General features: G+C 69.6%; 9 protein-coding genes. 3 read left to right on the top strand and 6 right to left on the bottom strand.

Annotated elements, in window-relative coordinates:
- The first annotated feature begins 467 nt into the window (after positions 1–467).
- Together DQ384_RS27215 and DQ384_RS27210 are read left to right on the top strand one after the other, a co-directional pair.
- Complete coding sequence (locus DQ384_RS27215) at positions 468–1,226, top strand: AfsR/SARP family transcriptional regulator (RefSeq protein WP_181871441.1); 759 nt, start codon at positions 468–470, stop codon at positions 1,224–1,226.
- A gap of 75 nt (positions 1,227–1,301) precedes the next feature.
- Positions 1,302–1,673, top strand: a complete 372-nt coding sequence (locus tag DQ384_RS27210) for a PH domain-containing protein (RefSeq protein ID WP_114031725.1) — start codon at positions 1,302–1,304, stop codon at positions 1,671–1,673.
- A gap of 32 nt (positions 1,674–1,705) precedes the next feature.
- Here the strand turns inward: DQ384_RS27210 and DQ384_RS27205 are convergent, their stop codons facing one another.
- On the bottom strand, positions 1,706–2,677 hold the full coding sequence (locus DQ384_RS27205; protein WP_342769459.1) for a phosphotriesterase family protein: 972 nt from the start codon (positions 2,675–2,677) through the stop codon (positions 1,706–1,708).
- Positions 2,678–2,867: 190 nt separating this feature from the next.
- Between DQ384_RS27205 and DQ384_RS27200 the strand changes: the two genes are divergently transcribed.
- On the top strand, positions 2,868–3,854 hold the full coding sequence (locus tag DQ384_RS27200; protein ID WP_114031723.1) for a malate dehydrogenase: 987 nt from the start codon (positions 2,868–2,870) through the stop codon (positions 3,852–3,854).
- Positions 3,855–3,962: 108 nt separating this feature from the next.
- Here DQ384_RS27200 and DQ384_RS27195 read toward each other — a convergent pair whose 3' ends face one another.
- The 5 genes from DQ384_RS27195 to DQ384_RS27175 all read right to left on the bottom strand — a co-directional run bounded on the left by DQ384_RS27195 (position 3,963) and on the right by DQ384_RS27175 (position 9,737).
- Positions 3,963–4,643: a DUF998 domain-containing protein gene (locus DQ384_RS27195; RefSeq protein ID WP_114031722.1), complete on the bottom strand. Its 681-nt coding sequence runs from the start codon at positions 4,641–4,643 to the stop codon at positions 3,963–3,965.
- A 171-nt stretch (positions 4,644–4,814) separates the two neighbouring features.
- Positions 4,815–6,659, bottom strand: coding sequence for an alpha-amylase family protein (locus DQ384_RS27190; protein WP_114031721.1), 1,845 nt, complete (start codon positions 6,657–6,659; stop codon positions 4,815–4,817).
- A gap of 125 nt (positions 6,660–6,784) precedes the next feature.
- Complete coding sequence (locus tag DQ384_RS27185; protein ID WP_114031720.1) at positions 6,785–6,988, bottom strand: cold-shock protein; 204 nt, start codon at positions 6,986–6,988, stop codon at positions 6,785–6,787.
- A 425-nt stretch (positions 6,989–7,413) separates the two neighbouring features.
- Entirely contained in the window at positions 7,414–8,310 is an 897-nt protein-coding gene (locus DQ384_RS27180) for a phosphotransferase enzyme family protein (RefSeq protein WP_114031719.1), read from the bottom strand.
- Complete coding sequence (locus DQ384_RS27175) at positions 8,307–9,737, bottom strand: helix-turn-helix domain-containing protein (RefSeq protein WP_245966813.1); 1,431 nt, start codon at positions 9,735–9,737, stop codon at positions 8,307–8,309. The genes DQ384_RS27180 and DQ384_RS27175 overlap by 4 nt, the downstream gene beginning before the upstream one ends.
- Positions 9,738–9,875: the final 138 nt, after the last annotated feature.

Here is a 9,875-nt window from a genome sequence, read left to right as displayed (position 1 = left end):
ATAAGTCTTCGCACCCTGACCGGTTCTGCCACCGCGCCTCCTCGCGCCGATCGGACGTGTACGGCACATCCAATCGGTGCGACGGACTACACGCGAACCCGGTGATCGTTTCCGGTCACAGCACTAGTGTCCGCTTCCGCTCAACACTCACGGCTACCTCTGCGCATATAGCCCATCAGCTGATGGTGACCATAGTAGGGGGTCTACCTGATTGACGCACTCACCATGATCTCCATATAGTCACGTAGGCGACATAAACTGAGGTTGATAGAAGATCCTATTTGGCCGCCCCCGGGTCGCCGGTACGCCTCGGCGTCACCGGTGAGCGCAACGCGAAGGTCCTCCCGGGGCGTTGCCGATCGGCTACAGAGAGGCCTCACATGATGTTTCGCCTGCTGGGAGGCGTTCAGGTTGAGACCGCTGATACCTCGATCACCATCGAGTCCTCGCCGGTCAGAGGAGTGCTCGTGGCTCTCCTGTTGGAGGAGGGGCGCCTGGCGTCCGTGGACCACCTGCTGGGGTCACTGTGGGACGACCCGCCGGACTCCGCGAGAACGAACCTCCGCCTGCACATCGCCCGATTACGAAGCCAACTGGCACTCGCGTCCCTTCGCGACCGGCTGACCACGTATCGGGGAGGCGGCGGAGCATACCGCCTGCTGGTCGACTCCGACGAGGTGGACGTTGCGCGCTTCAAGAAGCTCGCCGCCCTCGGCTTCGCCGAGCTGCGTTCCGGGTCGCTCACCACGGCGGAGACGATCCTGGAACGTGCTCTTTCTCTGTGGCAGGGGCCGGTCGGTCAGGGATGCACGAGCTCCCAGAAGCTCCGATACCGCTTCCTCGCTTTCGACGAACTCCGGATCACCATGCGCGACCGGTTGGTGGCGGCACGACTGGACATGGGACGCACAACTGATCTCATCCCTGAGATTCACGAGATACTCGCGATCGCCCCCTATCGGGAAGCGGCATGGGCGCATCTCATCCGCGCCTACTATCTCGGCGGCGACATCGCGGGGGCGATCTCCGCGTGGGATCGCGCGACGGCAACGCTCGGCGACGAGCTGGGCCTGGACGTCTCCCCTGGCCTTCGCCATCTTCACGTCTCGGTCCTTCGCCGCGACGACGTCGCGGTCCGCAGATACGTGGACTGCCTGAGGTCCGCCGGGGACATCGGCGTCCAGGCCGCGCCGCACGGTGCCAGGGGGCGCGAGATCAGGCCGTGACCCGCGTCGGCGAGAGTCGGTGGTGCCCGGCCGGTGTCCTCCGGCAGGGCCGGCCCGCGACACGAGGAGCGTTCGATGAGTCAGCCCATTCCGCACGATCGGCCGGAGCAGCTCGCGCAGGTTCAGAGCGGGCTCATGCAGGGCGAGCAGATCATCGCCGTCTACGACGCGATCGGGGCGGGGACGGGGTTCCTCGGGCTCACCGACCGGCGTGTGATCATCCAGGACAAGTCGTTCGTCGGCAAGAAGGTCGCGATCACCAGCATCCCGTACTCGAAGATCACCAGCGTCAGCGTGGTCAGCAACAAGTCGATCGCGGGGTCGTTCTTCTCGTCGGGGTCGATCGCGGTCAACGTCGGGACGCACGTCTACGAGATGGACTTCCGCGGCGAACAGAAGAGCCACCACGTGCACGACGTGATCCTCTACTACATCGCCCGGCCCTGACCCGTTCGGGAGGCCCGGCTCCGCGGCGTCGTTCAGGCGAAGTGCCTGCGGGGGTTGTCCACGAGCATCTGGTGGATCTGCGCGTCGGTGACGCCCTTCTCGCGCAGGGCGGGCAGGACGTTGTCGTGGATGTGCCCGTAGTGCCAGTTCGGGGTGAAGTGCTCCAGCAGGGAGTCCCACTGGCCGCCGACGATGTCCATGAAGCAGGCGGCGTCGTGGCTGAGCACCATGCGGTCGGCGTAGCCCCGGGCGCAGAGGCTCGCGACCGTGTCCACGCGTGACGCGGTGGGGTTGTAGACGTCCAGGCCGAAGCGGTCCATGCCGAGGGTCGCCCCCGTGTCGGCGAGCCGCATGAGGTGGTCGAGGTCGTTGCTGTCGCCCGAGTGCCCGAGCACGACCTTGGTCAGGTCCACCCCCTCCTTGGTGAACACGTCGAGCACGGCGGTCCCGGTGTGGGCGCGAGGGTCGGTGTGGACGGTGATCGGCACGCCCGTCCGCGCGTGCGCCTTCGCCACGGCCCGCAGGACGCGCTCGACGCCCGGCGTGGGGCCGTGATGGCCGATCGCGCACTTGAGGAACGCGGCTTTGACGCCCGTGCGGGCGATGCCCTCGGTGATGTCCTTCACGAAGTCGTCGACCATGGGCTCCGGGGTGTCGAACAGCGTCCCCGGGCCGTGGTGGGAGTACCGGAAGGGCACGTCGGCGAAGGTGTAGACGCCGGTGGCGACGATGATGTTGAGCGAGGGCACCTCGGCGGCGACCCGCTGGATGCGCGGGATGTACCGGCCGAGCCCCCAGACCGTCGGGTCGACGATGGTGGACACGCCCCGGGCGACGAGCCGGCGCAGCTTGGCTATCGCGTCCGCGATGCGGTACTCCTCGTCCCACCAGTTCCCGACGCCGTAGTCGGCGAGGCTCTGCGGGTCGAGGACGAAGACGTGCTCGTGCATGAGCGTCTGCCCGAGGGCTCCGACGTCCACCGGCCCGCGGACGGTCTGGACCATCGGCACGCGATCTCCCGGCTTCGTCCGGCGTCGGAGGGGTGTCCGTACCGTAGATCTCCGGCGACCGTGCGTCAACGAGGTGCGGCGGGTGTCGCGCCGTCTTGGGCGGACCTGCGTGCGGAGGGCGGGGAATCGAGCGGATAGCCTTCGGCTGTTCGGAAACCTTCACACGTCCACGTAGGGAAACGTCATGACGCAGGCTCCCGTCAAGGTCACCGTCACCGGCGCCGCCGGTCAGATCGGCTACGCGCTGCTCTTCCGCATCGCATCAGGCCAGCTTCTCGGCCCGGACGTTCCCGTGCGGCTCAGCCTGCTGGAGATCCCGCAGGCCGTCAAGGCCGCCGAGGGCACCGCCATGGAGCTGGACGACTGCGCATTCCCGCTGCTCCAGGGCATCGACATCAGCGACGACCCCAACGTCGCCTTCGACGGCACCAACGTGGCGCTGCTGGTGGGCGCCCGCCCGCGCACCGCGGGCATGGAGCGCGGCGACCTGCTCCAGGCCAACGGCGGCATCTTCGGGCCGCAGGGCAAGGCGATCAACGACCACGCGGCCGGCGACGTGCGCGTCCTCGTGGTGGGCAACCCGGCCAACACCAACGCGCTGATCGCCCGCTCGAACGCCCCGGACGTGCCCGCCGAGCGCTTCACCGCGATGACCCGGCTCGACCACAACCGCGCGCTGTCGCAGCTCGCCGCCAAGCTCGACGTCCCGGTGACCTCGATCTCCAAGATGACGATCTGGGGCAACCACTCGGCGACGCAGTACCCCGACCTCTACAACGCCGAGGTGAACGGCAAGATCGCGGCCGAGCAGGTGGACGAGGCGTGGCTGCGGGACACCTTCATCCCGACGGTGGCCAAGCGCGGCGCGGCGATCATCGAGGCGCGCGGCGCGTCCTCGGCGGCCTCGGCGGCGAACGCGGCCATCGACCACGTGCACGACTGGGTGAACGGCACCCCCGAGGGCGACTGGACGTCGGTGGCGCTGACCTCCGACGGCTCGTACGGCGTTCCCGAGGGCCTGATCTCGTCGTTCCCGGCGGTGTCCCGCGGTGGGCGCTGGGAGATCGTCCAGGGGCTGCCGGTCAACGCGTTCTCGCGCGAGCGCATCGACGCCTCGGTGCGCGAGCTGGGCGAGGAGCGCGACGCCGTAGCCGGACTCGGGCTTATCTAGGTCCGTAGCCGGACTCGGGCTCATCTAGGTCTGTAGCCGGACTCGGGCTCATCTAAGTCGGTAGCCGGACTCGGGCCTGTCCAGGTCTGTAGCCGGACTCGGGCTGATCTACACCTTCTGCAGGACGGCGGCGCTCGCGGGCGCGCCCGCGACGGTCTCCCCCGCGGCCTCCACGCGCGCCGGGCGACCGGCGGGGCGGTTCGCGCGTCCGGTCGCCGCCGTCAGCCCGATCAGGGTGAGGATCACCACCTCGGTCACCACGACCAGGCGCTGGGTGAGCCCGGCGACCCCGGGGCCGGGGTCGACCCCGAACATGCGCACGGCGTAGGGGACCAGCACCAGGACCAGGAAGACGCCGGCCGCGACGCTGAGGCCGCGCAGGGCGCGGGCGTGCGCGCCGCCGCGTGCGGCCACGATGAGGCCCGCCACGGGCATGCAAACAAAGGCGACAAAAGCCGCGTACCGGTGAATGCCCCCGGACATGGAGAGCGACACCCCCGGCCTGTCCGTGGGAAACGCCGCGATCAGCAGCATGCAGACGCTCCACGCGCCGAGGAGCAGCCCGCTGGAGCGCTCGCCGTGCCGCCGGGACATCTCCACCGCGAACAAGGCCGACCCCACGGCCAGCAACGTCAGCGAGACGGGCAGCAACCAGCCGTTCGGGTGGTAGGCGTACTCGCTGATCATCCCGTGCAGCGGGTCGAGGTCGGACACGACGTGGAGCGCGGCCATCGCGGCGGCGCCACCGGCCAGGGTCGCTAAGCCGCCCGCGGTCAAAGGACTTGTCATGTCCTCGACTCTCGCGCCCGGTGACCTGCGCGGACATCGGAGATCGGCCGGAGCGAGCCCTGGGCGTGCCCCGGCCCGACCCCGACCTCGCCGTGCCGCCGCCGGGGGCCGGGTCAGGGTCCGGCCCCGGTACCTGCGGGAACGCGCCCCGCACCCCTCAGGGGCTCGGGGTCACCCGCCCGCGCCCTCCCTGGCCTCGGAGTCGGCGATGTCGGCGGCGTCGGCGGGGGCCAGCTCGGGCTCGGAGGCGCGCATCCAGCGGCAGCCGTACGGGTCCAGCTCGATCTCGGCGCGGCCGTCCGCAGAGATCTTCGTCGTCCCGTCGACCAGCAGGTCGGTCAGCACCTGGCCGTCGTCCAGGCCCTCCAGGGTGAGCGCGAACGAGACCCGCTCGCCGGCGAAGTTGTGCAGGGCGAGGACGGTGGCGCCGTCGATGTCCGCGCGGTGGGCCAGCACCGAGGGAGTCCCCGTGTCCAGGATCCGGTAGCGGCCCCAGGCCAGCTCCGGACACTCGCGGTACTGCTCGACCAGCTTGGTGATCCACATGAGCAGCGAGTCCGGGTCGCGCCGCTGGGCGCTGACGTTGATCTTCTCGGGCCCGTACTCGCCCTCGACCATGGGGTTGCGGAAGTGCTCCGGCTCCGCCGTCGAGAAGCCGCCGTTCTTGTGCGGAGTCCACTGCATCGGCGTCCGGACGGCCTGGCGGCCCTCGATGGCGAGGTTCTCCCCCATGCCGATCTCCTCGCCATAGAACAGCACGGGCGTGCCCGGCAGGGAGAACAGCAGGCTGTACACCATCCTGATCTTGCGCTGGTCGCCGCCCAACATCGGCGGCAGGCGGCGGCGCAGGCCCCGGCCGAACACCTGCATGTCCTTGTCCGGGCCGAACGCGTCGAACACCTCCTGGCGCTCGCCTTCGGACAGCTTGTCCAGCGTCAGCTCGTCGTGGTTGCGCACGAACGTGGCCCAGTGGCAGTCGCTCGGCGGGTACGGACGATCCCTGAGCGCCTCGGCCAGCGGCGCGGCCTCGCCCCGGGCCAGCGCCAGGTACATGCGCTGCATGCCGATGAAGTCGAAGCACATCGTGACCTCGTCGCCGAGGTCGTTGCCGAAGAACTTCAGCAGGTCGGGGTAGGGCAGGTTGACCTCGCCGAGCAGCATCGCGCTGCCGTTCCTGCGGTTCATGAACGCCCGCATGTCGCGCAGGAAGCGGTGGACGTCGGGCAGCTTGCCGTCGTCGTCGGCCGTGCCCTGGGTGTCGCCGGCGTGTTCCCCCTGGTCGCCGACCCCCTGGCCGCCCTGCCACTCGCCGGCCGCGTGCGGACGCCTCTCGCGCTTCCCGGAGCTCTCCTTGGCCGCCTCCTCCTTCGTGCCGACGTCCTCGACCAGGAACGGGACGGCGTCGACGCGGAAGCCCGAGAGGCCGAGCTCCATCCAGAAGCCGAGGATCCTGGCGATCTCGTCGCGGACCTCGGGGTTGGCGACGTTGAGGTCCGGCTGGAACCGGTAGAAGCGGTGGTAGTAGTACTGCCCGCTGCCCTCGTCGTACTGCCACAGGCTGTCTTCCTTGTCGGGGAAGACCACGCCCTTCGGATCGTCCGGTTCGGGGGTGTCGGACCAGATGTACCAGTCGCGGTAGCGCGAGTCGCGGCTGGAGCGGGCCTCCTTGAACCACGGGTGCTCGTCGGAGGTGTGGTTGACGACGAGGTCGGCGATGACGCGGATGCCGCGGTCGCGGGCCACCCGCATGAACTCCACGAACTCCCCCAGCGTGCCCAGTTTCGGGTCCACGGTGTAGAAGTCGGTGATGTCGTATCCGTCGTCGCGGTCGGGGGTCGGGAAGAACGGCATCAGCCAGATGCAGGTCACGCCGAGCCGGTCGAGGTGGTCGACGTGCTCGGTGAGGCCGCGGAAGTCGCCTACGCCGTCACCGTTGCCGTCGGCGTACGTCTCGACGTCCAGGCAGTAGACGACGGCGTTCTTCCACCACAGGTCTGAGGTGTTGGTGAGTCTCACCCGGCCGCCACTACCCCAAGGGCGGGCAAAATATCTAAGCAACGGGTGACACGAGCGGGAGGCCCCGAAAAGCCCAGTGGCCCGTACCGGCGATGCGGTACGGGCTCAGGTGAGATTCACCGAGGTCAGATGACGGTGACCTGCTCGGCCTGCGGACCCTTGGCGCCCTGCACGGTCACGAAGGTGACCCGCTGGTTCTCGTCCAGAGTGCGGTAGCCACCGGAGGTGATCGCCGAATAGTGCACGAATACATCGGCACTACCGTCGTCCGGAGCGATGAAACCAAAGCCCTTTTCGGCGTTGAACCACTTGACGGTGCCTTCAGACAACTGCTTTCTCCCTGGTAAGAGCTTCACCGGGTCGCCGGGGCGGCGACTCGGGGCTGCATAGCGGACCTTACCCTGCATCCACGTTTACCACGAAAGAAGCAGAACGACCGCTGTCAGGAAACTTCCCGCGGGCGCTTTATGAAAAGACGTTCGAGGAAACAACGACTGCAACATGGCCGACCCTACATGGTGCTCGCGCCGATCTCAAACGGGTTCGGCGTGTCGCCTCACACCTCGTGCATTCGAACGCATTGCGTCCCCAATAAACTGACATACCGTCAAAAAAGTAACAACATGTTCGTAGCGCTCAGGTATCCTCCCGCCGTCACCACCGCCGGCCGTGCGCCTGGGATGCCCTCGGAGCGCGCCCCCGCGCCACGCGGCCCGGACGGAGGTGGAGGCTCCGCCGGGCCGCGCGGGCGGGATCAGGCGGGTTCGGTGAGGTACCAGCGAGCCTGCCCGTCCCCCCGGGTGAGCGAGTCGAGCCGGCGGGGCAGTTCCTTGCGCGAGAACGGGTCGCGGGTCGCGTTGCGGATGTGGATGCCGATGGCGTACATGTCCCTGACCTCCATCAGGGTGGGGTAGCCGTGCCATCCGCGCAGGTCGGAGCCGTAGGCGCCGGCGAACTCGTCCACGTCGGCCTCCGTCAGGCCGAACCGCCGCTGGCCGTGGTAGGTGTGCACGAGGTCCCACTCACGGGGGCCCACCGCGACGCCGTCCCAGTCGCAGAGCACCGCGTGGCCGTCGCTGCAGCGCAGGAGGTTGTCGATCCAGGCGTCGCCGTGCAGCAGCACCGCGGGCGCGTCCGTCTCCAGCGACTCCCACCGTGTGGTCAGCTCGTCCACCCGGTCGCGCAGCCAGGCGCGCTGGCACGGCGACAGCACCTCCTTGCGGTGCTCGACCGAGTGGCGCACCTCGGCCAGCGGGTCGGCGAGCCGCTTCAGCGGGAACGGCGGCACCGGCAGCAGGTGCAGGCTGCGCAGGATCTTGCCGAGCTGCCGCGTGGTCGGCCGCCCGCTCGCGGGCACGTAGTGCCAGAACGTCACGACCCGCCCGTCGTACACCAGCGGCTGGTCGCACAGCTCGTCGGCCGGCCGCACCGTGGGGAACCCCTGGTCGGCGAGCCAGCGGGCGACCGCCAGCACGACGGGCAGCCGCGTCATCGCGTCCGGCGCGGTGGCGATGCGCACGACGATCTCGTCGCGCAGCTTGAACACCGCGTTGCTGCGCACCCGGAGAAGCCGGGCGTCCCGGGCGTCGAGGCCGACGCTCTCACACACCTCTACGAGGATCGCGGTGGCCTCGTCCGCCAGCATGTTCATGGGCGTTCCAGGGCGAGTTGGGGACCGGAATCCGCCAGCAGGTCGTGCAGATGTCGCGCGGCGGGCGTGCGCCGATGCCCGCGCGGGATCATCGACACCAGAGCCCGCGCCCGAGTCACCACGATCGAGGTGCGGTGCTCGGGCGGCACCTGTGTCAGCGCCTGCTCGGCCAGCCGGCAGGCCTCGTCGTAGCCGCCCTCCCTGGCGATGTGCGCGGCCTGGTCGAGCAGGACGAGCGCCGGGTCGATGGTGTACGGGCTCGCGGAGCGGGAGATCCACTCCTGTACCTGCTCGGCCTCGCCCAGCTCGATCAGCGTGCCCATGCGGTAGAACTGCAGCCGCCGCTCGGAGAACCGGAAGGCCAGGTGGTCGGTGCCGTCGCGGGGCATGCGCGAGAAGATGCGCTCGGCCTCGGCCAGCGCCACCCGGGCCGCCTGGTGCTCGCCCATGCGCGCCAGGGCACGCGCCTCGGCCGCCGCGCCGAGGGCGGCGGGCGAGCTTGGAGCGCTCCCGGCGAGCATCCGCGCCTCGCGGGCGAGCCGTACGGTCTCGGTGAGGTCGCCGTAGTAGTAGGGCAGCATGGCCTCCTGCGCGCGGACCAGGGCGCGCAGGCGCACCTCGCCCATGTCGTCGGAGGCGGCCCGCGCCGTGCCGTACCACGCGTGGGCCTGCCGGGTGTCGCCGAGCTTCATGAGCGCGTCGGCCGACAGCAGGGCGAGCATCGTGGTGGCGTTCAGCAGGCGCCGCTGGGTGACGGCGGGCTGACGCGCGGCGACCAGCCTGCGCACGTCGCCGACCTCCAGCATCAGGCGGTAGAGCATCGGCAGCGGCGCGCTCTTGATGTACTCGCGGCGGTAGCGCAGCACCTGCTCGTCCAGCCGGTCCAGCTGGTCCTCGGTGATGGTGCCGGCGGCCAGCGTGCGGTCCATGTCCTGGCGGGTGCGCTCGACCTCGGCGAGGAGGCGGCCGTTGAGGGGCAGCCCGGAGCTGAGCAGCGCGTGGTGGAACAGCGCGCGGCGCTCGCCCTCGTCGTCCAGGTCGGAGGGGGCGGCGCGGGAGGGCTGTGGGACGGTGTCCTCGCCCGGGAGCGTCTGCTGGGCCGCGGCGACGACCACGACCTTCGCGCCGTCGCCGTCGTCGCAGTAGTCGGCCGCCAGGCCCAGGCGCACGGCGTTGGCGGAGTAGAGCCTGGCGATCTGGTCGATGGTCTGGGGACGTGGACGGGCGCGGTTGTTCTCCCAGGCGTTGAGCAGGTCGATGCTCGCCCGGGGAAGGCCCAGCGAGTGCGTCTCGCAGAGCCGTTCGAGCTCCTCGATTGCCTGGCGCGCGGACCACCCGCGTGCCAGGCGGTGGGCCTTGAGCAGGCTCACCCCGCAGCAGCCGTGGATGGCCTGGGCGGTCTGCCACAGGGTCCACTGCTGTTCCACGGCTTGCTCTCGCCAGCGTCTGGCACACGCCGGGGAGTGTTCTCCACGGGCCATCTGTCGCCCCTCCGCCACTGAGGTGTTGGCCTTACGGATGTTTCCCCGATGTTAACGAGCCGGCACCTAAAGGCCCAGGCCGTT

Source organism: Sphaerisporangium album (genome assembly GCF_003323745.1).
In the GTDB taxonomy this organism is placed as follows: Bacteria; Actinomycetota; Actinomycetes; order Streptosporangiales; family Streptosporangiaceae; genus Sphaerisporangium; species Sphaerisporangium album.
This window is presented reverse-complemented; position numbering and strand designations above follow the sequence as displayed.

Bases quoted from the DNA above. Each gene is read 5' to 3' on its own strand.
- DQ384_RS27180 (WP_114031719.1), bottom strand. From the start codon at position 8,310: ATGAACATGCTGGCGGACGAGGCCACCGCGATCCTCGTAGAGGTGTGT.
- DQ384_RS27205 (WP_342769459.1), bottom strand. From the start codon at position 2,677: ATGGTCCAGACCGTCCGCGGGCCGGTGGACGTCGGAGCCCTCGGGCAG.
- DQ384_RS27195 (WP_114031722.1), bottom strand. From the start codon at position 4,643: ATGACAAGTCCTTTGACCGCGGGCGGCTTAGCGACCCTGGCCGGTGGC.
- DQ384_RS27200 (WP_114031723.1), top strand. From the start codon at position 2,868: ATGACGCAGGCTCCCGTCAAGGTCACCGTCACCGGCGCCGCCGGTCAG.
- DQ384_RS27210 (WP_114031725.1), top strand. From the start codon at position 1,302: ATGAGTCAGCCCATTCCGCACGATCGGCCGGAGCAGCTCGCGCAGGTT.